Origin of the sequence: Dyella thiooxydans (assembly GCF_001641285.1) — a bacterium.
Lineage (GTDB): Bacteria > Pseudomonadota > Gammaproteobacteria > Xanthomonadales > Rhodanobacteraceae > Dyella_A > Dyella_A thiooxydans.
Genome location: NZ_CP014841.1, coordinates 3425928 through 3449863, shown reverse-complemented (window position 1 = coordinate 3449863; position 23936 = coordinate 3425928). Strand labels below are relative to the sequence as shown.

At 62.2% G+C, this 23936-nt stretch carries 22 protein-coding genes; 11 read left to right on the top strand and 11 right to left on the bottom strand.

All coding sequences use genetic code 11. From position 1 onward, the window contains the following. Positions 1-245 precede the first annotated feature (245 nt). On the bottom strand, positions 246-1805 hold the full coding sequence (locus tag ATSB10_RS19625) for an ADP-ribosylglycohydrolase family protein (RefSeq protein ID WP_205631065.1): 1560 nt from the start codon (positions 1803-1805) through the stop codon (positions 246-248). A 290-nt stretch (positions 1806-2095) separates the two neighbouring features. Here ATSB10_RS19625 and ATSB10_RS19455 point away from each other — a divergent pair, with 290 nt between their 5' ends. Both ATSB10_RS19455 and ATSB10_RS15535 read left to right on the top strand, forming a co-directional pair. After that, complete coding sequence (locus tag ATSB10_RS19455; protein WP_157469305.1) at positions 2096-2536, top strand: hypothetical protein; 441 nt, start codon at positions 2096-2098, stop codon at positions 2534-2536. Positions 2537-2809: 273 nt separating this feature from the next. After that, positions 2810-3115 (top strand): hypothetical protein, encoded by a 306-nt coding sequence (locus tag ATSB10_RS15535; RefSeq protein WP_063673648.1) that lies wholly within the window; start codon positions 2810-2812, stop codon positions 3113-3115. Positions 3116-3161: 46 nt separating this feature from the next. Here the strand turns inward: ATSB10_RS15535 and ATSB10_RS15530 are convergent, their stop codons facing one another. The 3 genes from ATSB10_RS15530 to ATSB10_RS15520 all read right to left on the bottom strand — a co-directional run bounded on the left by ATSB10_RS15530 (position 3162) and on the right by ATSB10_RS15520 (position 4740). Beyond that, a complete protein-coding gene (locus ATSB10_RS15530) occupies positions 3162-3554 on the bottom strand; it encodes a hypothetical protein (protein ID WP_063673647.1) in 393 nt (130 codons plus the stop codon). A 183-nt stretch (positions 3555-3737) separates the two neighbouring features. Beyond that, complete coding sequence (locus tag ATSB10_RS15525) at positions 3738-3992, bottom strand: hypothetical protein (protein ID WP_063673646.1); 255 nt, start codon at positions 3990-3992, stop codon at positions 3738-3740. A 187-nt stretch (positions 3993-4179) separates the two neighbouring features. Beyond that, positions 4180-4740, bottom strand: coding sequence for an HD domain-containing protein (locus ATSB10_RS15520; RefSeq protein ID WP_063673645.1), 561 nt, complete (start codon positions 4738-4740; stop codon positions 4180-4182). A 672-nt stretch (positions 4741-5412) separates the two neighbouring features. Here ATSB10_RS15520 and ATSB10_RS15515 point away from each other — a divergent pair. From ATSB10_RS15515 to ATSB10_RS19770, 6 genes are all read left to right on the top strand, one after another. After that, on the top strand, positions 5413-5943 hold the full coding sequence (locus ATSB10_RS15515; RefSeq protein WP_063673644.1) for a hypothetical protein: 531 nt from the start codon (positions 5413-5415) through the stop codon (positions 5941-5943). Further along, a complete protein-coding gene (locus ATSB10_RS15510) occupies positions 5933-8551 on the top strand; it encodes a hypothetical protein (RefSeq protein ID WP_157469303.1) in 2619 nt (872 codons plus the stop codon). The genes ATSB10_RS15515 and ATSB10_RS15510 overlap by 11 nt, the downstream gene beginning before the upstream one ends. Then, positions 8539-11481: a site-specific integrase gene (locus ATSB10_RS15505; RefSeq protein ID WP_157469301.1), complete on the top strand. Its 2943-nt coding sequence runs from the start codon at positions 8539-8541 to the stop codon at positions 11479-11481. The genes ATSB10_RS15510 and ATSB10_RS15505 overlap by 13 nt, the downstream gene beginning before the upstream one ends. 144 nt (positions 11482-11625) lie before the next feature. After that, entirely contained in the window at positions 11626-11964 is a 339-nt protein-coding gene (locus tag ATSB10_RS15500; RefSeq protein ID WP_063673641.1) for a helix-turn-helix transcriptional regulator, read from the top strand. After that, positions 11954-13222 carry a type II toxin-antitoxin system HipA family toxin gene (locus ATSB10_RS15495; protein ID WP_063673640.1) on the top strand — a complete coding sequence of 423 codons (1269 nt, stop codon included), beginning with the start codon at positions 11954-11956 and terminating at the stop codon, positions 13220-13222. Before ATSB10_RS15500 ends, ATSB10_RS15495 begins: the two co-directional genes overlap by 11 nt. Positions 13223-13408: 186 nt before the next feature. After that, entirely contained in the window at positions 13409-14221 is an 813-nt protein-coding gene (locus ATSB10_RS19770; protein ID WP_063673639.1) for an HNH endonuclease, read from the top strand. 122 nt (positions 14222-14343) lie between these two features. Here the strand turns inward: ATSB10_RS19770 and ATSB10_RS15485 are convergent, their stop codons facing one another. The 6 genes from ATSB10_RS15485 to ATSB10_RS15460 form a co-directional block, all read right to left on the bottom strand. Beyond that, complete coding sequence (locus ATSB10_RS15485) at positions 14344-15108, bottom strand: hypothetical protein (RefSeq protein ID WP_063673638.1); 765 nt, start codon at positions 15106-15108, stop codon at positions 14344-14346. Next, complete coding sequence (locus ATSB10_RS15480) at positions 15105-15425, bottom strand: hypothetical protein (protein WP_063673637.1); 321 nt, start codon at positions 15423-15425, stop codon at positions 15105-15107. Before ATSB10_RS15480 ends, ATSB10_RS15485 begins: the two co-directional genes overlap by 4 nt. Beyond that, positions 15422-16354, bottom strand: coding sequence for a helix-turn-helix domain-containing protein (locus ATSB10_RS15475; RefSeq protein ID WP_063673636.1), 933 nt, complete (start codon positions 16352-16354; stop codon positions 15422-15424). The genes ATSB10_RS15480 and ATSB10_RS15475 overlap by 4 nt, the downstream gene beginning before the upstream one ends. A gap of 233 nt (positions 16355-16587) precedes the next feature. Continuing rightward, positions 16588-17505, bottom strand: a complete 918-nt coding sequence (locus ATSB10_RS15470; RefSeq protein WP_063673635.1) for a hypothetical protein — start codon at positions 17503-17505, stop codon at positions 16588-16590. A gap of 68 nt (positions 17506-17573) precedes the next feature. Beyond that, entirely contained in the window at positions 17574-18818 is a 1245-nt protein-coding gene (locus ATSB10_RS15465) for a site-specific integrase (RefSeq protein ID WP_205631064.1), read from the bottom strand. 1 nt (position 18819) lies between these two features. Continuing rightward, entirely contained in the window at positions 18820-19053 is a 234-nt protein-coding gene (locus tag ATSB10_RS15460; RefSeq protein WP_157469299.1) for a hypothetical protein, read from the bottom strand. Between the two features lie 102 nt (positions 19054-19155). Here ATSB10_RS15460 and ATSB10_RS15455 point away from each other — a divergent pair, with 102 nt between their 5' ends. Then, positions 19156-19419, top strand: a complete 264-nt coding sequence (locus ATSB10_RS15455) for a helix-turn-helix domain-containing protein (RefSeq protein WP_236886442.1) — start codon at positions 19156-19158, stop codon at positions 19417-19419. Between the two features lie 141 nt (positions 19420-19560). Here ATSB10_RS15455 and ATSB10_RS15450 read toward each other — a convergent pair whose 3' ends face one another. Next, on the bottom strand, positions 19561-20004 hold the full coding sequence (locus tag ATSB10_RS15450; RefSeq protein WP_236886441.1) for a very short patch repair endonuclease: 444 nt from the start codon (positions 20002-20004) through the stop codon (positions 19561-19563). Between ATSB10_RS15450 and ATSB10_RS15445 the strand changes: the two genes are divergently transcribed. Together ATSB10_RS15445 and ATSB10_RS15440 are read left to right on the top strand one after the other, a co-directional pair. Next, a complete protein-coding gene (locus ATSB10_RS15445; protein WP_236886440.1) occupies positions 19985-21646 on the top strand; it encodes a DNA cytosine methyltransferase in 1662 nt (553 codons plus the stop codon). The two genes, ATSB10_RS15450 and ATSB10_RS15445, sit on opposite strands and share 20 nt — an antisense overlap. Before the next feature lie 142 nt (positions 21647-21788). Then, complete coding sequence (locus ATSB10_RS15440; RefSeq protein ID WP_083966252.1) at positions 21789-23924, top strand: sigma-70 family RNA polymerase sigma factor; 2136 nt, start codon at positions 21789-21791, stop codon at positions 23922-23924. The last annotated feature ends 12 nt before the right edge of the window (positions 23925-23936 follow it).

The following is a 23936-nucleotide window of genomic DNA, read 5'->3' as shown; positions in this document are numbered from 1 at the left end:
CGTGTCAGCTCCGTGTCAAAGACGACTCCGACCGATGATCCACACTATGTGCTGGCAAGGCAAGATTTGCGGGTTATCGCACAAACCTGCGACGACTCACGTGCTAGCCGGACTTCCCTTCACTTTCGAATTGCTCGGGGTTCTTCCCTGATCCCGTCGAACAACTCCGCGACGCCGCGAGGAGCGTGAAGGCGTCGAGGTAGCCGAGGAGGCCGGACGGCGCCTCATCGAATGTATCGCCCCTTTCAGATCACGTGCTCTGAAAAGTGGTCCCTTAGATATCGCTCCTGCGCGACAGTTTCGATGGCATTCGGCCTCGCCTCCCTTACGCGCTGGATGATGTCGTCAGCCGCCATGCCGCCTGACGCATGGGCCAGCAACAAGGCCGCCACTGTCCCCGCCCGGCCCAGTCCACCCTTGCAATGAACAACCGCTCCTTCGCCTTGCGCCAAGGAGTCGAGAAGCGTAGTGCGAAGCTTCGACCACACGGCCTCGAACCAAAGTGATGCATCTTCTCCGTCAGGCACGATACCGGGCACGTGGCCGTCCATAATCGGGGCGTGATGCCAGATGAGTCCATGCGCCGCAGCTCTCGTCGGGAGATCGGTGACAGAAAGCTCTTCGAATTCCCAAGGCGCGATCAGCGTGACGAGATGGGTTGCGCCCCAGTCCCGGATCGCCTGGAGATCGATATCCAGATCACGGTCCCAGTGGCCGCTCATAGCCGAGGCTTGCTTCTTTCCCGGGCAGAAGGTGATGCCAATCCGGCCGCCACTGTCCAGGTTGATCGTGCCAATGCGCAGTGGGTGACTCTGGCTGGTGCGAATCACTTGGCCCGAGTGATGTTCGGTCGATGACACGCGCTGCACCAGGGCATCCTGAAAACCCCGGAAAAGCTCGACCCCACGCAGACGCATTCGCCAGGAGAGAGGGATACCGTAGAGGCCATACCGGATGCCTGCCAGACCACCCACGACAGCGGCGGTCGTATCGGTATCCCTTCCGAGCCCTACTGCGTGGCGAACGGCGTCCGTGTAACTGCCGGTGTGCTCGAGCGACTGTCGGGCTGACCAGAGGGTATCTACGACATAGCCTGAACCAGCCACCCGATCGGCATGGGAAGGATCCAGGACGTGTTCGATCTCGGCCTGCGGTAATCCGTTGGCCGGCCCGAGCTGTCGCAGGACGGTTTCGGCCCGTTCCCAGCCATGAGGAGCCGACTCGATCTCTGCACGAGCCCAAAGACACAGCAGCGCACAAGCGACGGCAGCACGAGGATGACCGTGGGTAGGCAACGATTGTTGAGCAGCCATCGCTATCAACGACGTGTCGTCGCCGGCATGCCAAAGCGCGAGCGGCAATACCCGCATCAGCGAGCCATTGCCGTTATCCGACTCACTGGAGGGTCCAGCTTCGTTTGGTGCAGCTCCCGCCCGAAGGCGCGCGATGGCGCGTGCTGTCTGCGAGCCAATGTCGAAGACCTTGCCATCAACTGCCAGATGGCCTCGGTCGGCCCAATCGACAAGGCGGCGGGAAAAATCCCCGAGATCCAACGTGTCCTTGGTGAGCAACGACTCCAAGAGGCAAAGCGCCTGCGCACCATCATCGGACCAAGTACCCGGAGGCACACCCCTGTGGGAGCGAGGAAAGCCCGCGGGGGGCTCGAAGTCGATTTGCTGAAGCGGCGGAAGCTCGGACGGATCGTGGAACGCGTAAGGAACGCCGAGCGCGTCACCGATCAGCAGTCCCTGGAGCCCACCGGCCAATCGATCCCGGCGAACGTAGATACTTTCGAACTTTTCCACGGCATGATCATCCGAGCCAGTAGGAGCCACATCCTGACAGTGGTCCGTATCTCCGTTTGAGACGAGGTCAGTGCGACATCCCCTCCTCTGAGTAGCGTTGAGGTTTCGAGTCCAATCTAGCCTATGCGGACCGGCCGGCTCCGTGTTTGGGACACGAGGCACTTCACTGCAGCACATCGTCGGCTTGGCTGCGCTTCGCTGAGCGTGTCACTGACCCAATGACCGAAGATGCTTCAGGTTAAATGTAATATCGGGCCGCGAATCCCACGCGCTTCACAGGCTTCTCAGCGATGGAATCGAACCGGATCATAGGGTACTTGGAACGGCAACGGGCACGCGCCAGTGAGAGGGCCAGAGAGCATGTCTTTGGTTCGACGCGTTGGCTCAACGTCGAGGAAATCGAGGAGCTGATCGGCTCAAGGCCAAACGATCCAAGAGCGCTACCGTCGACATGGAAGCGAGAGCGAAAAATATTCGCTCTCCACGTGGATGGCGTCGAACGGTTCCCCATCTATCTGCTGGATCCGGACGACGGCTTTCGACCGCGACCCGTGGTCAGGAAGATTCTGGACGCGTTCGGTGACCAGTGGACCGACTGGGAGTTGGCTAACTGGTTTGCGTCGGCAAACGGCTACCTGGAGGGTAAGGCGCCAATGGATTGCTTAAGTGGGCCTAGTGAGATGCTGATTAAGGCGGCTGAGGCCGCGGCGGGCAACTACCTGCACGGTTAAGCAGGTGAAGGCTCGCATTCAACGTCTGACGGCGCCTGTTTTCAAGCATCACCTGCTGGTGCGGTCGAATCCCTGGGTGATGGAGAACATCCTCATGACACACCGAGCTTGCCTCTCCATGCCCTGCCCAGTGTCGGCCGCTGAAGAGTCCTGTGATCTCGACCTAGGGTTCCGGCTCGAAACATCGATCCGGGCAGGCAGCCAATCGCTGATTGTGCGTTTCCAGTCGGACTATCGCCGCAACGACTCTAGGACCGGCACAGGGGTTGTCCCATGACGCTCGAACAGATCGCGCAGCTTTTCGGCATGCCGTCGGATGCCCTCGCCAGGTCGGTGAACGCCCATATATCGGCGTCCCCCGATACCTCCGTCGTTGAGAAGGATTTCGTCCATCAGTTCACGGCCGCCTTGGAGCAAGCCACCGTCCTGTTCGAAGATCGATCGGTCGCGATCCGATGGCTTCGGGAGGAACGCATCGAGTGCTTTGGGGGTAGGACCGGGCTTGATCTTCTGCTTGCTGGGCGCGGCAAGAACCTCATCCACTACATTGAGTCCCTTCAGGCGGGTTACCTGGGTTGACGCCGCGGATCGCAACAGCCGAAGTTCCGCGGCGACAACCCGGTCGTTAGGGACGCTTGCGGTTCATCACGCCCTCGGTCACATCGTGCATCCAGTAGGCGAGCGCGATCAGGGGCGCGAAGTACTGCTTTGACAAATGGCGGGCATCACGAAGCCCCAGGCGCACGCCCTCGCCCATGGCTCGCCAAAGGCCGCCAGCCGCGTGGTCAGCATCGCCCATCCGCTGATGAGTCGGCGCTTGGCCGGGTTGGCCCGTCTCGTGTGGCGGCCGTGCGACCACCTTGTGCGTTGAAGCCTTGCCCGGTGGCTGCCCCTCGTGGACGAGCGCATGAAGATTTGAGACGGCCTCGCGGAGCGCTTCTTCTGGCGTCATGCCGAGCTTTTCCGCGCACTCTTCGAGAACCCGCCGGTCGGACGGCCCGAGCATCGATTCAGCCATGGAAGGATTCTCCGTTGGAAGTTGACTTGCGGTGGCTCACCTCGCCCTTCATCCGCGTCCAGGCGATCGAGAACCCGTGGAAAAGAGCCCCGTACCGGACCCGTCGGGCCCAACCTCGGGGGCAGCTTGGCACCATGCCGGTGGACTTCGCGCCCGCACCGTCGAAATTGTGGGAAGCCCGGGTCATGGCTCGCCCCACTTTGCGGCCTGCGCACGGGCTATTTCGAAGATGCAGGAAACAACCTCGACGTCGGGTCCGGTCAGCGACTCGGCGCTTTGGCTGTAGTCGATATCCGCGATGTCGGCATCGCTCTGGTAGAGGGCCGCATGGAGCCGGGCGACCGCACGGGCCAGGGTCTCGTCGAGGCTCAGGTTCAGCTGCTCGGCGCAGTCGCGCAGAAGCGACTCGCAGGAGGGGTTCAACTTGGGGGAAGTCATGAGTCACGGCTCCTTGATGAGTGCATCAGCCATCCGCCAGGACCTACCCGGCAGATCACCAATGTGTATGCACTTGCTGGAGCCGCTGGCCGCTTGCCGGCCTTTGCGCCCGACCATGATGCGACGAATACGGGCGCCCTGCCAAGCCCGGCGACTGGCCATCACGAGTCGCCGATGATGGATCCGATCAGGAGGCAAGCTGGTGCAGTCCATCAACCACAGCTGAGAGTGCCGGCCCCACCGGACACGACCGCTCGCTGAAGATCTTGGCCAGCTCCCCGTAGTACCAGAGGGTCCCTTCCCGGCCGGCTTTGAAGCGGGCGAATACCCCCATGCCCACCTCGAGGAGATCCTCCTGGATGGAGAGCGCGTTGTAGAGCTTGTCGCAACCGCTCACCAGCAACGTGTCTACATCCGCGTCACGAAGATGTTCCAGGTAAGTCGTCTTGCGCTCCTTCCAGTCCGCCTTCTGGCCCGTGGCGTCGGGCACGCCATCGGTACAGCCATGCACCACGCGAAGCACCCGCTCTCCGAAGTGGGCGATGCGATCCTCATAGTGGGGGCCCGCGTCTTCCAGCACGTCATGCAGGAGTGCCGCGATCTGCAGGTCCTCGTCACCCTCGTAGCGGGCGACCAGACCGGCCACGCCCACCGGGTGGACGATGTACGGAATCGAGGTGCCCTTGCGGCACTGTCCTTCATGGGCCTGCGCGGCCAACAGGAGCGCTTGCGTGAATCGAGGCGTCATCTAAATGGACCTCCGGGTGGGATGCATGCAGGGCCCTGCCGTCCGCGTGGATCGCCAGCGACGCGAGGTCCATGGCTGCCACGGGCTGCTTGGGACGGTGTGTACCGAGGCGCATCATTCAAGCCCTTTCGAGAGGGACATGTACATGATCATCCTCCCTGCGCTCACGAAGTGAGACAGCGCTTTGACCTTAATCGGAAGTCTTCCGTGCATCGACCACGGAAACGCGGGCGGGCGCTGGAAGTACGGCTCCTCCGCGACCGGCCGCACGACGTCCCCGGAAGAGGAAATATCCAAACCCACGGGATGAGAGGGACGCGTGGGAAATGTTCCCTCGCCCACGCCGAGACGCCATGACAATGACGGGCAAATCCTCGATTCAAATGCGGACCCGGCAGCACTGGGCCGGCGGCCGCCCGATGGCCCCAATCTGAATCCGTTCTCGAAACGGACGGGAAGATCCGTCCAGATTCATGATTCGCAGGCATTATTTTTCACGGTCGTTGCGTGAGCTTATAAAAACCCTGAAATCGCGCTTTTTGGTCATTTTTGAGCAATTTGGCCTTATTCATTGCGATTTTTGCGAGCCGTCACACAAAGCCATGGATCCGTGCTTGCTAGGCGATAACCAAAAACTAGGCTGATGGGCACCCGAGCTGCTCGTGCAAACTGATGCCAAGCTGCCACCCACCGACGTGCCGCAAGCAATCGACGCCCCGCGTTACGACCAGTCTCAAGCTGAAAAGGATCGGCATTGATCGGATTTCGTCGGCCAAACTGCTTGGCGCCGGCGACGCCACTGACAGCACGCTGCCGTATCTGGCCGTAGCGGCCGATCAGGCACGCCTGATCCAGGCGATCTATCCGCCGGTCCTGACGCCATATCCCGACGATCCCGAGCGTTACCTCGCGCTCACCAACACAGCGACCCTCCAGTGGCTCCTCAACGGCATGGCGGTGGGAAACGCTGTCTCGACCAAGGTACTGGCGCTGATCGTGGAATGCCCGGGCTGGACGATCGAGCAGCTCTCGAGCGTGGCCGACGACCTCGCACCGCTGGTGTTCGGGAGGCAATCGGCACGTGATCGCCGAGCCAGTCACCGAGCCCTGAAGCGGCACGGGATCACGATTCCGCGCGAACCCACCTTGGCTGAACTCATGCGCTGCGGTGGCGCCTCACCAAAGGCGAAGCATGGCAGGTAACTCGCCGCTTCTGGCATTGGGAAAGGACTTTCATCGTAGCCATCCTGAGGTCGACTTTCCGGTATTGGCGACCCAGCTGAGCCTGTTGCCGAACCTTCGCTATCTTCAGGACGGCTTGCGGCGCTCTTGCCTAGCCATCGCCCGCCACGGCTCCGAACTTGCCCTGTGCCTGCGGGCCGTACCGGGTAACCGGTTTGAGCCGGATGAACTTGTCCATTCCGTGGAGACGCTGCTCTCCTGGATCGACCAGCAGGCATGGCCGCAGGACGATCCTCGCCGAAAATTGATGACCGGCGACTGGGGCACAACCCGACATCCACTGGCCGGCTATTGCCTCTCAGCCTGCTTCCTATGGCCGAATCTCTTCTATGCACCGGAGCCTCTTGCAGGCAACGGCAAGCTCTTGCTCGATCTGGACGACCGCTACGCGGATCTGATGGGTGAGTTCTCGATGTACGTCATCGCTGCACAGGCCACGATGGACCCCGCCGAATACATGGCCTACTGCGCACGATGGTGGCACAGCAAGCGCCTTCCCAGCCGTCCGCCCTATCCGGACCGGCGAGTCCTGAATCGGGTCGCATACGCATCGCGCGTCATGCGACGGCTGACACTAAAGAAATACCGAGCACTCCTCCTTGCGCTTCTCCAGAACGCCGACTCCGCGCCCTTTCACGAGCGGGTTTCGATGGCGCTGGAATCCCCGTGGGATGACGTTGAGAAAAAGGCGCTTAAGGCACTCACCCGCCTTTTGGAAGACGTCCGTCTGGGTTGGCGAAGGCCTGGCGCCAAGAGCGCACTGGCGACGGGGAAGCAACGAGGGACAAGCACTCGGGTGACGCAGAAGAATCTGCGCGACGGCTACTTGCGGCTACCGGAACAGCATGCCATGAGCATGACGGAGGTCTCCACGGATGGCTGGAAAGTCATGAGTGTGATGCCGCAGCCGGCCACGCTAAAGACGCTCACTCAGGAACTACTTCTCGCTAAGGAGGCAGAAGCGATTTCCCAGTTAGTGGAGGGTGACTCCGAGGGTGAAGCGGAATTGGCCGACATCGATCTGGCCGCCTTGCGCGAGCAAGCCGGCATCGAGGCCGAGCGCGAGATCGACGGCCTGGAGTGGATGCCAGTCGAAGAGAGTGCGGGCGCTGAAGCGATCGAATCTATCCTGCTGGATGAGGTAGCTGGCGAGTCGGAGTCAACCGCACCGCCAAAGAGCAGCAGCATCGCGGCACATATTCGCCGCTTCCGATATGGCCATGACCTCACCAAGGACCGCCTGACCTTCCGGGAGGCAAACCGCATCCTCTATGCACTGATGGGGGAACCCAGCGACTCACCCGCGAGGGAGGCGCTAGTGGCGTTGCACGCAAGCATCGCACTGGGTCGACCGCTGGAGAGCCTACGGGCTCTGGAAGTTCGCGAGGACGAACGCAGCGACCAAGATAGGAAGGGCAGCATCCGCTATGTCCTGAACAAAAAGCGCTGGGTGCTGCCGGCACCGCCCGCGGCGTGGGCCGACCTGGCCCGGACACACGACGAAAGGCCGCAATGCTCGCAGATGTGGCTGAACGATCACACGGGCTTCGTCGAGCTCCTCGCGCATTTCGGCTTGGCGAAGCCCGGCAGCCTCTTTCAGAATTTCACGGAGCCAATGAAGCGAGGTGTCACCGATTTCCTGCGGCGCGCGCTGCCCCGGACCGAAGTCACGACCACCCAATGCGCGAAGTTTCTCCATCGCGAGCTGCTGACGGTCAACGACGGAGACCTCGGGCTCGCGGTACTGATCACAGGCCACCTGCACGGCCACGCTGCGTCGGTCGCCCACTACGCCCACTATCGAGCCCCCACCATGTCGGACGTGTACCGGCGCGCATGGGTTCGGGATAGGCCTCATCCCGAGAACAACGGCGAGGGGAAGCCCGAAAACAATCCTGTCTACGGGTATGGGGCCCTGCGCGTGCCGACGGTGGAAAGCGTGGCCCGCAAGCTCGAGCACCTACGGGACCGGGTCAGGCACGGAAGCCACCGGGAGCGGCACAACGCCTTCACCGCCTACACCCTGGCGAGCCTGGTGCTCGGCACGGCCATGCGCCCGGTCGTCAGCCTCGACCTCGATCTACCGGCCAAGGTGCGTGGCCTGCCGGCGATGCTGAGCTTCGTGGACAAGGCCAGGACGGATTACCACCGTCGGGTCGTGGCGATCCCCCGAACACTGGAGGCCCACCTCAGGAGCTACCTACGTTACCTGCTGGCAAGGGGACTGCCCCGTGAGAACGCGTCATTTCCCCTGATCTACATCGACCCGGTGACCGGCGCCCCGGAGCGCTTTCGGCCCAGCCACGCGGTCGGGCTCACGACGCCCGCCTTTGAGCTGGAGGTCTACGCGTTGCGGCGTTTCGTGCGCACGCATCTGCGCGAAGTTCACGACGTCGCCGGCGAGGACCTGGACGCGTGGATGGGGCACTGGCTGCATCGTGTCAGCCCGCATGACTTTCTGTCCACGTATCCGATGCGCCGGCTGTGCGGCCTGGCCGAGGGTCCCGTCGAGCAGATGCTCGTCGAGGTAGGCTTCGTCCCGCTCAAGGGGCCGACATGGCAAGACTGATCGACGCCCTGTGGGATCCGCCGCCGGTTGATGCACCGGATGCGCAAGTGCAGGCGTACCGGCGAATGATGCAGATCCTCCGGGACATCCAGGATCGCGTGCCCACGGTGCTTTCCGAGCCATCGACGGCCGGCGGCAAGAAGGTGATGCTGGCCGCCATCGCCGCCAGCCTCAACCCGAAGATCGCCCGGGACCATCGCAACGCGGCGCTGACGATGCTGCAAAAGCGGATGCGATCGGTGGATCCGGACACCCCACGGCGTGGCTTCGCCGCGCCGGCCGAGGACCGAAGCACGGTCAGCCGCACCTGGTGCGCCGAGATCGAGGCATTGGATGCGTTCGAGGGAGCGCTGGATGCTTACGTCCTCCAGTTGCGTCCTGGGCAGAGCCGCCGGAAGGGGAAGGCGCCAGAGGCCGACGCCCTGGTGGCACTGGGACTGGTCATGGCGATGCTGGTCGTGCGGCTCGGGCAAGGGTCCAAGACCGTGCTCGGCCGAGCGGTGGAGGAGATAGGTAGGGCACCGCTGGTCGCCGGACCTTGGGCGTGGGTGGACCTTGACCTGAGCACCAACGGACATGGCGCGGCCAGGCTGCATCGCCTGCATCTTGATCCGAGCACGCTCGTGGCATGGTTGCAGGCCTCCGAGCAGGCATCGGACCTGCCCAGGCCAGGCAAGGACCTCAAGGCCAGCGGCAGGACCCGGTTTTACGAAGGGCTCGCGTCGAGGGCCTTCACGGCGCTGCTTAAAACAATGAAGGCAACCCTCGGCAAACCCGTGCCCCGGCTGACGCTGGACGGGCTTCGGGAGGCGATGCTCCAGCGGCTGCTGATGACGTCCATGCCGATGCTGGTGACCTATGCCCGGGGAGACATCGCCAGCTCCTCCCTGGAGAGCGATACGTGGCTGCGCCTGTTGGGTTACCGAGCACCGAGTTCCACGAACGATCCCGGCGGGCGGGAGGCGGCACGGTCCCCGAGCGCAGATGCACCCGCGCCATTGGCCGGAACCGACGCAACTGCCGCCGCAACGTTCGTCGAGCAGGCCTGGCAGGGTGACCTGGAAGACGAAGGCCTGGTCCCGGCGCTTCGACGCATCCTGAAGTCCCCTCGCGAGAGCTGGATGGAGCGGCTGAACGCGCTTATCGATGAGCTCGATGGCGCTCGGGAGACGGCCCGTCTGGTGGTGGCGTGGCTGCGCTACCTGGGCTGCGAACGGCGCAACAACGGAAAGGCCCTTGAGGCAGGATCCGTGAACAACTACCGCGCCCTGCTCGCCAATCGGCTGCTCGAGGCGCTGCCAGACCGGCTGAGCGACCTGGATGATGAGGAGCTGCTCGAGGCCTACGAAGACGTGCTCATGACACGGCACTCGATGGGGCAGACCGGTCGCATTGGCGCCGCGCTGGGTTCCTTTGACAGGTACGTGCGTAGCCAGCACCTGCCGCATCTGCCCCGTGTCCAGCTGAAGGGTTTCGACAGCGGCCATTACGCGATCAGCAGCCTGATCATCGTGGAGGAGGAGTTCCAGCGGGGACTGGACCTGATCGACCGGGGCGCGCTGGCCTTTCAGGACGCCGCGCTGGCCGACCAGACCCGGGCCTTCTGGATCCTTGCATTCCGGCTGACGATGCGGCGCAAGGAGATCCTGGGGCTTCGGGCCCGCGACCTGGACGAGGAGCTCCTGCGCGTGCGCCCCAATGAGGCGCGCAAGCTCAAGACCAGCAACGCGCATCGGGTGCTCCCCCTGTTTGCTTTGCCGCCCCGCGAACGCGAGATCGTGATGCGGATGGCAGAGGGTCGTGGCTTGGAAGACTACGTGTTCTTCGGCGCTGGCGTCCCGACGGCCGACATGCTCGAGGGTCATCCGGTGGTCGGGAAGATCAACGACCTGTTGGTACGCGTGACCGGGGACCGCCGCCTGCATCCACACAACCTGCGGCACAGCACCGCCACCCTCGCCGTGTTCGGCGCGCTGGCCAGCGATCTGCGCATCGACAAACACCCCTACCTGTCCGGGTGGATGAAAAGTGCGATCGAGCGGTCGGCCCCAATCGAGGCCGCGGTCTCCGGCCAGCTCTACCGCCGTGGGGGACGCGGCTCCGCGGTCGCCATGGTGATGGGCCACGGATCGGAGCTCACGACCTATGAGCACTACGTCCATTGCCTGGATCTCCTGCTCTTCCTGAGCAGCTGGTCGGGCCGCTTCAATGAGCACGTCCAGAAGTGGGAGGGACGATTTGGGCCACCTCGGCATGAGGCGGCTCAGCTGCTCGCCATGCTCGGATACGAGGCGACAACTCGCATCGAGATGAAGAAGCTCGACGTGCTCATGGCCCTCATCGCCAAGCGTTACCCCGACCGGCTGCAGTGGCTGGAGCCGCGCGGCAGGACGCTTCACGAGATCGTGGATTCGAAGGACATCTCGGGGTTCCGGCAGGGGGTGAACCTGCAATCACTGCTGGAGGACCCGGCGCTCAAGGAATGGGAGGGCTATCCCCGTCGGCAGACCGAGCTCGACGCCGTGACCCACGTCCTCGCCCTACTCTTGCCCGCGGCGCGCTCGGATCGGTCGAAGATTCAGGCGGTGGCGGCGCAGTGGGTCGCGGCGAAGAAAAAAGATCATGACTGGGCATCGATGTCGGGGGACCAGGTCCGCCACTGGATGATGGAACTCAATCGGCTGGCCCCGGATCTGGGCGTGGAAGCGATGCACGTCACGCATCACAAGAGGACGGAAAGCAAGCACAAGGTCCGCGTCGACAAGCCCGATGACCTGGCCTCGTATCACCATGAGCGCGGTCGATATTGGATCCGGATCGCCAATCCCCACGAGCGCAAAGACAATCGTCCCCGCAAGACCGGGGTAAAGCGCTCTCGTGCACAGACGAGCATCAGTTGGTTGCTGGCGGCGCTGGCCCACATGGCCTGAAGGGATGCGGCCAGGACCTCATGCAAGGCCAAGCGGACAAGATCGACCGGGCCGGGAACGGCAAAGCCGCGTCATGGCCGAAAATATGTCTTTTTTATAAGACTAGATCGTTGTAATGTCTTATTCATAAGACTACTATGGGCCATGGCCCGGAGTCGCAACCGCACCTATTCGCGCTACACCCAGCACGCACTGAACCTGCTGGGCAGCCTGCTGCGTGCCTCCCGTATCGAAAGGAAAGTGTCGACCCAGGCGCTTGCCGAGCGAGCCGGCATTTCCCGGGACCTGCTTTACCGAATCGAAAAGGGGGATCCGCGCTGCGAAATCGGCGTGGTGTTCGAGTTGGCAGCCATCCTCGGTGTCTCGTTGTTCGAACCGGACGTGGGCGCCCTGCAGAAGCACGGCCGCGAGATCGAGGACCGACTGACGCTCCTTCCCAAGACCGTGCACGCACCACGCGACGAGGTAAAGGATGACTTCTGAGGCGCGTGCACCGCGTGAGGCATACGTCTGGACCTGGCTACCGGACCGAGTGGACCCCGTGGTGGCCGGGCGATTGGCGGCGACGCCGGCCGGGCTGCAATTCAACTATGGCCAAAGCTACCTCGCTCGCGAGGAGGCGGTGCCGCTCTACCTGCCGGAACTCCCGCTCCAACCGAGCCTGCTGCCCCTCCCCACTGGCCTCAGCATGCCCGGGTGCCTGCGTGACGCCGCTCCGGATGCGTGGGGCCGTCGGGTCATCCTCAATCGGTTGCTGGGACAGGCCGGACGTGATGCCGACACCGCGATCCTCGATGAGTTGAGCTATCTGCTGCAGTCCGGCTCCGATCGGATCGGTGCGCTGGATTTCCAGGCCTCGCCAAGCCAGTACATACCGCGTCAGGGCGATGGTGCGCCGCTGGAAGAACTCATGGAGAGCGCCGAGCTTGTGGAACGCGGCCTGCCGCTCTCCCCGGCCCTTGCCGAGGCCATCCAGCACGGCACCGCCATCGGCGGCGCCCGGCCCAAGGCGACGCTGTGGGATAAGGGCCGCCGATGGATTGCCAAGTTCTCCAGCAGCACGGACGTGCAGCCCGTCGTGAAGCTGGAATTTCTCGCCATGCGGCTGGCCGCCTTGGTCGGCTTGGACGTGGCGCCCGTGAAGCTGATGCATGTGGCCGGCAAGGACGTGCTGCTGGTCGAGCGCTTCGATCGCGTGATGCATGTCGATGGCCAATGGCGACGACGCGGCCAGGTCTCGGCGCTGACGCTGCTGGCGCTGGACGAGATGATGGCCGCCTACGCCAGCTACGAGGATCTCGCCGAGATTATCCGCCATCGCTTCGAACGGCCCCGGGTTGCGCTGCACGAACTGTTCGGGCGATTGGTCTTCAACATCCTGTGCGGCAACACCGACGACCATGCGCGCAACCACGCCGCGTTCTGGGACGGTACGCGACTGTCGCTGACGCCTGCCTACGACATCTGCCCCCAACCCCGTGCGGGGCAGGAAGCGACCCAGGCCATGAAGATCCTCGGCGACCGTCGCTTCAGTCGCCTGACGCTCTGCGTGGAGGCAGCGCCACACTTCCAGCTCTCCAGGGAAGAGGCGCGCGGCATCATTGATGCACAGCTCTCGGCCATCAGGGCCCATTGGCAAGCGATATGCGGCGAGGCGGGATTGGGTGAAGCCGAGCGCAACGCACTCTGGGGACGGCAGTTCCTCAATCCGTTTGGGCTTCAGGATTACCTGGAAGCTTGAGTGCCAGGACGACACCTACCTTTTGGCACGGGCCGGAGCATGGCAAGGTCTGACCAGTGAGCATCGGTTAGCTGATTGCGACAATGACCAAAAGGTTGGAAAACTCCCCTACATGACCGCCAGATCGTCTCAGGCCGTGAGCAGTGCCTCGGTAATATGGCCCTATAGAAAGCAGGGAGCCGGGACGTGGCACAGCAGCAACGCTTGGATATGGGGGCGCTCTATTGGCGCGTCCTGGATGCGATCAAGGAACTGGGACCCAGCACCACCGAGCAGGTCCAAGAGTGGCTCGAAGAACATCATCCGGCCGCAGCCAAGACGCGCGCCAATGACCGCCTTTGCCTACTTACGGTTAACGACGCCAATCGGCGGTACCACAACCACTCGCGCCGTGAATTTCGATCCGACCAAGGCCATCCGCAGGATGCGCTATTCCGGAGGGAGGACGGCGTCTATGAGCTTTATGACATTCGCCGACATGGCGTGTGGGACCTTCAACCGGGCGGCAAGTCCTATATCGCGGTGAAGGTCGAACTTCATCCGCTTCGTGCAGCGATGGATGCGGCACGTACCGCGATGGAGCGAGAAGTCGAGCCACTGACAGGCGAAGACGACGCGCGAGAACGAGTCATGCGTGCGATCGCGCTGCGCGAAGGGCAACAACAGTTCCGCGCCTTGCTATTGGAAGCCTACGAGGGACGGTGCGCCGTCACCGGCTGCATCGTCCCGGAGCTTCTGGAAGCGGCGCACATCGTTCCCTACCGCGGCCCAGACACCAATCGGGTCGACAACGGCCTCCTCCTTCGCAGCGACATCCACACGCTCTTTGACCGTGGAATGTGGTGGGTCGACGCGAACGGCATGATCGAGCTTGTTGAGCGCTTGCGTGGCACCGAATACGAGGCGCATGCAGGCAAACGGCTGGACCTCCCGCGCGATCCAGATCAGCGCCCTCACCCCGACCACTTGGCTCTACACCGCAGCGTTGCACAGGGATGACGGCTCCCGCCGTCATGATTGGCCTAGGCCTGATTCTGTGCTTCGTTTCGTGGTCTACCTGCTACGCACCAACCTGAGCGACATGGAGCAGACATCCAGGAAACTCGCCAAGGGCCGGGGCACTAGCCTCTCACGCCACTCACTTTACGAATGAGCACGTCCCGAGCCGAATCGATGCTCTCGGCCCGCGTCTTTGACGAAAGCTGCCCGCGCTGCTTGCGACCCAAAAAATAGGCGATCCGCTCAGCGTTGGCTCCCGAGGGATGAGGCAGGCCGTCGAGCACGCGATCGCCTTCAATCAGGCCTCGCTCGGCAAAACTTCGCATGACCGCCGTCGGCTCCTTGCCCAGGGGAATCCATAGCGCGTTCGGTAGCTTTCGTACCTCATCAGCGAGCCACTGGTCTGTCATGCCCTTGAGGTAGGGCGTACGGAGGATGGCCGGATTGCCTGCGTAGTTTTCGCCCTTGGCAAACACCGGGTGGCGCAGCACCGAGGTGTAGTGAACGAGGGATCTTGCCGTTCCAAAAAGGTCCGCGCTGCTGCGAAGACCAAGGGCCACATGCAGCCCGATTCGGTCGAGCATTTCAACCAGGGCCGTGCGCATGGATCCCGAGAAGCTCGCGGTCTCCTTGGCGCGACGCAAGGCATCGGCATCGCTGAACCCTTCACGCAGGCAGGCGCGCAACTGGTCGAGTGCCGCTTGGGCCTGGAACTTGCCCGGCGTGATCCCGACGAGCACAACCCGGGCTTGCTCATTGAGGTGCTCGAACGGCGAGTAATAGGTCGCGAGATCGCCGGATTGGGAGATCAGGAGCCGCTGATCCAGCACGCTGGCGGACTGCAGATTCAACACGGTGGATCGGAAACGATTGAGCATCTCGCTCATGAGAGGACTCCTTGGCGGGAAAGGGGATAAAGGGAACGGGCGGTGCGCCGGGAAGGGCCACGCTTCGTGTCATGTGCCGTCGTGATGAGGGTGTTGGTGTCCGTGACTACCGCGTACGCGTCGACGAGATGATCCCAGCGCTGCAGGAGATGCTTGAGTCGGCGCCGCAAGTGCTCGGCTTCACGTCGTGCGAGGGAGAGCCTTTCGACGCCTCGCCCTGCGGCCCTCTCGATCCCGAAGCAACTCAGTATCTCGATGAAGTCGGCCGGGATGGCGCGCTGTGCCATGCGCTGTTGGGCATGCGATGTCGGAGTCATGCCAGCTGCTCCTTCACCAGTGCCTCGCTGAAGGCGCCGGCAATCAACCGGTAGTTTTCCCGGGCAAACTCGAGCGGCTCGTGGATTTCGAGATGTTTGGCCACCTGCGCCAGATGCCGTGGCTGCAAGGCGGCCAAGTCCACAGGTGCCGTGGCCGTCTCGAGGGCCCGGTAGGCAGCCAGCGTGTCATCGCTCCAACTGAGAGCCTCACTTAGTGCTTCGACCGTCAGCCCGCGTTCGTTGCGGACAGCCCGAAGATGTTCGGCCAGCGCGGGAAAGGTGACGGGACGAGGGCGTGATTCTGCCGAGACGTGGTAGCGAGTCGGCTTGAAATCACTGCGGCGACCCAGCCACTCCAGTGCGTCCTCGCTGCGGATGAACGTGGCCGAGCCGTCCTTGACCGTCTTGAGCGGACGATCGTTATTCGGATTCGACGCCATCCGGATGGTTTTCTCGGACACGCGCGCAAGTGCAGCGAGCATCGGCACGTTGATGAGCGATTCCAGCTCGATGGCGAGCCGCGTCTGGGCCGCGGTCAGGACATCGAGAAGGCAGCTCCTGGATGCCTCGGGGACAAGGACGTCGTGGTTCGGATCAATCAGGCAGCAGCCATGCTTGCCGTTGAGCAACTCGGTGGCGACCTCGAACTCGGCGAGGTTTTCCATCAGGTCATTCTGGTCTCTTGGCCAAGTGCCCTCCCAAGCATAAGTCTCGAGACTCTCGGCCATGTGGACCATTCGCGTCTGGTGCGCCGCTTTCCGGGCGACACTGTCCTGACGGTCCCGCAGGTCGGCTTTGAACGCTTCGGGCTTTACGCCCAGAAGAGCAGCCGAGGCTTTCGTGTCATAGGAGATGTATTGGAGGGCTTCGGCCAGAGCGAGAATCAGGTCCGCTGCGGCGGAACCGGCCGATGCTTTTGATTCAGACATTACAGATATCCTTTGTGTCGCGGCGTGGGGGCAATGTAGCTCGCCTGTTGTGCCTCGTCAAGATACTGCAGATATCTTTTATGTCTTATGACGATTCGATCAGCAGGGATGCGCTTATCGTCTCGCCGCTGGGGTCTTAGCAGGAGCCAACCCTCCGTATTTCGGGAGACGCCGGGTTTTGAGGATCGTGCGTCTCTGCCCTCGTGTGCCGTCACGAGGTGGCGAGACGCAGTCTATGAAGAGGATGGCGCACGCGTGTGGCTGGCCCGCGGGCGATACGACGACTGCCCCACCGGGGCGATCAGGGCCCTCAGATCACGACGCGAGAACCCCGCGGCGCTCCATTGGTCGAACTGCACCACCACCTCGGCGGGGAAGTACCGTGGGCGGGGACGGGCGCTGGCCGGAAGGGAGAGATATTCGAGGACGTAGACCAGGCCCGCATGCAGGTCGGGGCGCCGGTCGCGTAGCCATGCCAAGTGCTCGGCAAGGAGCAGGAGGTTATGGGTTTCGTGGCGGATGACGTGGTGGTACGGCGGGCGGCGATCAGCGCCCACCGTCCAGATCTTGCCGACGTCGTGGAGGAAGTAGCCCAGTTGGGCGATGCCGACCGAATCGGCGTCACCCGGCAGGGTGCGCCGCACAATGGCCGCGATCAGGTCGAGCGATTCGAGACTGTGGCGCAGCAGGCCTCCGACGTCGGCATGATGGTGGCGGGCACTGGCACGGCACGTGGCGAGGCGGGCGCCAATGCCCGGATCCAGGAGCACCCGCTGGAGGAACGGCCGCAACGGATCAGGCAGGCCGGTCTCCAGCGCGCGCAAAGGCAGGTAGCCGCCGGAGTGGTGCAGGTCGGCCATGAGATCCGTGGCGCAGCTCACGGCCTCCACGGTCAGCGGACGCATGGATGCGATGCATAGCTGTGCCCTGCCCTCATGCAGGCGGACCGTTGCATGGACGTCCACGGCAGACCCTATACCGGGCAACTCCACAGCCGGCCGATGCTCGGGCCAGACGAAGCCAAGCACCGATCCGGTCGCGTCGGCGAGCGTCAGCTGCAGTCGGAGTGTCGAAGCGATCGCCTCAAGCGCACCGACCAGGCGGTAGTGACCGCGGATCGCTTGGCCGCTCCTGGCGGGCAAATCGCTCATCCGGCACAAGGGCAATCCGCCGGATGGCTGGAAAGACGAGGGACCGGAAGGAACGAGATGGAGGTGACTCATCGCTCCACCCCCGGACTCGCGCTCGTCGTAACGCCTCCGTGGATGGCACCCGCGATCATCCGGTCAAACGCCGTGCCGTCGCGCCGCATCAGGTTGGGCACGTAGCGCGAGTATGTTCGGAAGAGCATCTCGGTGGTGGTATGCCCCAGCTGGCGTGCGATCCACTCCGGCGCCTCGCCGGCGGCGAGCCACAGGGTGGCGCAGGTGTGACGCATCTCGTACGGGCGGCGGTACGGGATGTCCAGGCGCTCCAGCAGCGGCTTCCAGACCCGGTAGACGAAATTGGCCGTGTCCACCGGCTTGCCGGCGCGCGTCAGGAACACATAGGTATCGGCGAACGCGCGGGGATTGGCGTCATAGCCCTCCGGACGCATGGCCTTCAAGGCGTCCAGCACCGGGGCGCTCACTTGCAGGTCGCGCTGGGAGCCGTCGGTCTTGGTGTACTCGGTACGACCGTCCTGGTACGTCTCGCGGATCATCACCTCGCCGCGCGCGAAGTCGACGTATTTCCATTTCAGGCCATTGGCCTCGGCCGATCGCACTCCCGTGAAGAAGCGAAAGGTGAGGTACGGGCGATAGTCCGGGCGCACGGCCGCGAGCAGGCGATTGATTTCTTCCAGCGTGAACGGCTGGATGTCGGTGCGCTTGAGCTTGAGCCGGCGGATTTCCGCGCACGGGTTCTCGATGCCGAACCGCAACTGCGCCTCGGTCATCACCATGCGCAGCATGCCGATGATCCGGTTGATGGTGGCGGGAGCGAGCACAGCGCGGCGGCGCCCGTTCTTTTGCTCCGGGTCGACGAGCTTACGCCGGAAGTCCATCACCTTGGCGCGATCGATCTGATCGAGGTATAGGTCGCCAAAGGCCGGCATGAGGTGGGTCTTGAAGATCGATTCCACCGCGACTTTATGGGTATAGCGCCACTCGAGGCTGTGCTCGGCAAACCACTGGTCCGAAAACTCCCGGAACTTCGGCAGATCGACCACCTTGCGATGGGAAACCGGTGAAGCCGCCGGTGCGAGCATCCCCAGCTTCATGAACTGCCTGGCCTTCTTGCTCCCCGGGAAGGTCCGGGCGTACTCGAACGTACCGGCTTCGATCTCAGCCTCGATGCGCTCCAGCAGCTTTTCCATCTGGCGGCGATTGGCGGGCGTGTCCGGAAGCGCCGCGTATTCACGGCAACGCACCCCTTGGTAGAAGAAGTCGAAGTACAGGCGCTGGGTGTCGGGACGGAAGCGCACGTTACCCACGGCAGATGGCCCCCGAGGCCATCGGGATGGAGATATCGGCCTCGGTCGCGCGGCGGAGCATGTCGCGCTCGATGTGCTCCCAGATGTACAGGATCTTCCGGCCGCCGAAGGGGCGGAAGTAGTGCACGCCCTCGAGAAGGACGTTGTCCTTGAGGCGATTGCGGATCGTCCGCGGGTCGTACTGAATCCGGGTAGCCAGCTGCTCGGTGGTCAGGTAAGTTTGCATCTTCATCCTCCCGTTGACTGTGGTCGACAAGCGTCGCCTTTAAGCGACACTTGTTGCCAATAGTAGTCGACGAGAGTCGCCTGCAAACACCAAACGTCGCTCTTGAGCGACGCCATTCAGCGGATAGTTATGATCAGGTTCCGGCTGACCGAGCTCATCGCGGACAAGGCCTTCAAGGAGCGACGCGTCGTCTCGCTCACCGAGGTCGCGGAAGCCACCGGCATTCACCGAGCAACTCTGTCGAAGATGGCGAATCAGCCCGGGGCGAACATCGGGACGGAGGTCATCGACAAGCTATGTCGGTACTTTGGATGCCAGCCCGGACACTTGTTGACTTACGTCGAAGAAGAAACCGAACAGTCCTGACCGAGAACAGCACTCGGAGACGAGTCGGACTACGTTCCGGACCAAGGTGAATCTGGTCTCATGCGATGAGACATAGGATCTCCACCCTATTTAGCCAGCCTAAACTTCCCCACTCCTATGACGTTGGAGCCGAACCTGACCTCATTGCAGGGCAGAGGCAGTGAGGTTGACGACCTCAGTGCCGTCCCGGAAAACCTCAATTGCGGGACTGTCGCTGCGCAGCCAGCGCGTGAGGCTTTGCTCTACGCGCGCCTCGTCTACCTTGAGAGCACACTCCCAGACAATAGCCACGCGCCAGCCCCTTTCTTGCAGCTCACGAATCGACCTCCGGTCGCGCTCCCGGTTGCCGCTGAGCTTGTTGAGCCAGAACTCGGTCCTAGTTGCAGGGAGTCGAAAGAGCACGCAACCTTCGTGGTAGTGCCAGAAGCAACCGTGCACGAGGATGACGGCCCGCCAGCGCGGCAAGACTACATCTGGCCTGCCTGGCAGCTTCGGGCCATGGAGCCGGTAGCGGAAGCCTGCATGCCACAGAAGTTTGCGGATCTGCATTTCGGGGCGCGTGTGCTTGCCCCTGATCCGTGACATCAGTGCCGATCGTTTGCCTGCACTCATCACGTCGACCATTCGCGGACCTCAGCTCTTGACAGTAGTACGCCGTCGCATAGAAAACTCCATCGGCATCATCGATATCTTTGCCGGACCGGGAGGTCTGGGTGAAGGTTTCAGCAGCTTTGAACCCAACGCAGGATACCGACCGTTCCGCATAGGCGTCTCTGCCGAGATGGAACAATCGGCCCACGCGACGCTTCGTCTACGTGCGTTTTACCGGCTGCTGCGTGAGCGCGAGGGCAACATGCCGAAGCAGTACCTGGCTTATCTGCAGGCCGCCGCAGCGGGCAAAGCCCTACCACCCGAAAGCCACTTTGCCGATGGACCCCTACGCACATTGTGGGAAGAGGCAGCTCAGGAGGCTCTAAACCTGAAACTGGGCGAGCCGGAGCACAATTCAGCACTATACGAGCGAATCAATGAGGTGCGTCAGCGCCATGAACGATTAGTACTGATCGGCGGACCTCCGTGCCAGGCGTACTCGGTGGTCGGTCGCGCACGACAGCGGAACGTCAAAGGATTCAGGACCAGAGGAGATCATCGCCACTTCCTCTATCGCGAGTACCTCGAAATCCTATCGAGATTCACGCCGGATGTTTTCATCATGGAGAACGTGAAGGGAATCCTTTCCTCGACGGTTGGTGGACGAAACATGTTCGCAAGCATCCGTGAGGACCTGATGGATCCCGGCCAGGCCCTTGGGAAGGCATCATCGGCTTCCGTAGCCTCACACCGTTACGTACTGCTGCCGATCCATTTGGAAAGCGGATCGTCACGATGTCCCGAACGTGCGGCCGGAGATCCGAAGGAATTTGTTATCCGTTGTGAGAACCACGGCGTCCCGCAGGCGCGCCATCGGGTAATCATCATGGGGGTGCGCGCGGATCACGCAGATCGCGCCTTGGGCGTGGCTGGCCTGCATATACCTGACGTACACCCGCGTCTGACAGACGCTCTTAGCGGTCTTCCGACACTGAGGAGTGGACTGAGCCGTCGCGCCGACGTTCCCAACGAGTGGGCGTCCGCCATGGAACGCCAGAAGAAGCGAGTCTCGTCAGCACTCTCCCGCGGTTCGACCTCGCTTCGTAACCGAATATTATCGATACCGGTAGATCCAGCCCTCCCACGCGGGTCAATCACGTATGCCGCTGAGCCTACCGGATTTGCGGCCCAGCTCTGGCACCGTGACCAACAGGTGGTGGTCAACCACGAAACGCGTGGTCACATGGAATCCGACTTGGGCCGCTACCTATTTTGCGCCTCATACGCAATGGAGCACGGTCGATGCTTGCCGTTGACGGAATTCCCGGAGGTCCTCAAGCCGGAGCATGCAAACACGGACAGCGGTGACTTTGCTGACCGTTTCCGTGTGCAGTTGCCCAATCGTCCCTCAAGCACCATCACGAGCCATCTCTCGAAGGATGGACACGCATTTATTCATTGGGATGCCAGCCAGTGTCGGAGCCTTACGGTCCGCGAGGCGGCACGGTTGCAGACTTTCAGCGACGACTATCTGTTTCTCGGGAACCGAACACAGCAGTTTGTACAGGTTGGCAATGCGGTACCGCCAATTATCGCTCGACAGATCGCCAAGGTCGTCTGGTCGATACTCGATTAGCCGGCAACGGCAAAGAGCGTAAGGGACTACTAGCGAATATGGTGGGCGAGACAGTTCATATCGGGTCGGTTCGTAAGGCACAGCACGTGTCAACTGCTGGCGCGCCTGTATTAGACGGACTCATGGCGGCGGACATTGCACCATGAATGCGGTACAGGAATTTACGCCGATGCATCCTCTATTCCGAATGGCGCTGACGCATGGCGACACTGAGGGTGCGGCAACACATCTGGAGAGCGGGCGCCCGGTCGACTGCCGGGACAGCATCGGCCGGACGCCGCTGATGATTGCGGCGCAAAAAGGTTACCTAGACCTGTGTGCCCTTCTACTCCAGCGCGGTGCCGACATCCATGCGAAAGACAACAGCGGGAACACCGCACTAACAATTGCACAAGCAGCCGACCGACCTGATATTGCTGAACTCCTCCTCGCGGCAGGAGGGAATGCCGCTACAGATACGCCAGGCCACAAGACTCATGAAATCCGGCTTGAACTAGCGGCCTCGGGTGAGGGGTCCGCCTCAGAATCATCCGCAGATGACGACTCCAGTCTCGGAGATTGGGAGACGGAAGACCCTGTTGAAGCGCCCGGCAATGACGCTGACTGCCTGACCGAAGCAACCATTCTTCAAGCGCAGATCGGTACACACGAAGCAGTCGACCTAGATGGGGACTGGCTTGACGTCGAAGTTGACCTACCCGCTTCACTGCGCGATCGGAGACGTACGCGCCTTCTGGATCCTGCCGAGAGGGCATTGCTGGAGGGCCTGCTTTCTGACGCGATCGACTATGGAATAGTGCCGGCAACACGATTGGCGCGGTATGCCTACGCCACCGAGAGTGAGCTTGACCCGGATTTCCCTGACCATCTGATGCGGCTTCTGGGTGAGCTCGGCGCTGTCATCGACGACGACGACGAGGAGTGGCTGATACCGGATGAGGAACGTGATGTTCCCGAGGAGTACTCAGAAACCCTAGAAGATGCGTTCGTTTACCTAGAGGACATGTCGGCCAGACTCAATGATCCGCTAACAAGGTTTGTTGCTGACATCCGCTCAAAGGGGCTCTTCACTCGTGACGACGAACAGCGAGTTGGGAGCGCGGTAGAGACCGCACTTGGACGCGCACTCGACACCATCGCAACCTCACCAACCGGCACCGCTGCGGCTATCGAGGTCGGAACCTCCATCCTCACTGGCCAAAGGGCACCATCTGGTCTTACCCGTCTGGTGGATGAGGGTCCTGGGACCGAGGACAACGACGAAGACGACGGCGCTACGGAGGACGACATCGGTGATGATGCCGGCGCGCATGTTAGCGCCGAATCGAGTCGAATCCATGCCTTTGCAGAGCGAGTCGAACTTCTCCGAGAGTCAGCTTCCTCCTCCACTGCATCAGCGCCTCTGACAGGTGACATCAGGAGCCATCTTGCTGCTCTGGAGCCGACTCCCGCGTTCATAAGGCTGGTGGCGGAACACCTCAGGGACCAGGGAGATCACGACTGTGATCTTTCCGCGCCACTTGAGGCGATCCGCCGGCTGTACTCCCAGATGGCAGACGCCAATTACCGGCTGGTAATCTCGATTGCAAAAAAGTACATGGGGACCGGGATTCCACTAATCGACCTTATTCAGGAAGGCAATCTAGGCCTCCTGCGCGCAGTCGAAAAATTTGATTACCGGCGTGGCTTCAAGTTTTCCACCTATGCGACCTGGTGGATCCGACAGGCAATCACACGAGCTATCGCCGATTCGGGATTCATGATCCGTGTGCCTGTGCACATGCGGGAGAAGATCAACAAGGTGAATGCTGTGCGCCGCATACTGGATGCCGCTGGCGTTGAGGATCCATCGTATGAAGAGATCGCATCGCGGACCGGCATGGATGAGGGAGAGGTGCGGAAAGCACTGTCGGTCCCTGAAGTATGTTGTTGGGACGAAGCCCCCGAAATTCTGGCCCACGTTCTTGAAGTCAAAGATGATGAAGAGAGGCAGGCCGATACTCTCGCTATTGTGGCCAATCTCAGAAGCACACTGCAGGATGCGCTAGAAACGCTGAAGGAGCGGGAGGCCCAGGTTCTCGTCTACAGGTTCGGATTGGACGGCGGCGAGTGCCGAACGCTTGAGGAGGTAGGCCAGTACTTTGGCGTGACGCGAGAGCGAATTCGTCAGCTTGAGAGCAAGGGGCTTGCGCGCCTGCGGCGTCCTTCGACCGCAGGAATGCTCCACCCGTTCATCGGCGAGTCGACGCCATCCAACCAGAAGGGAGATCCCGAGTGATGTCCTACTCCG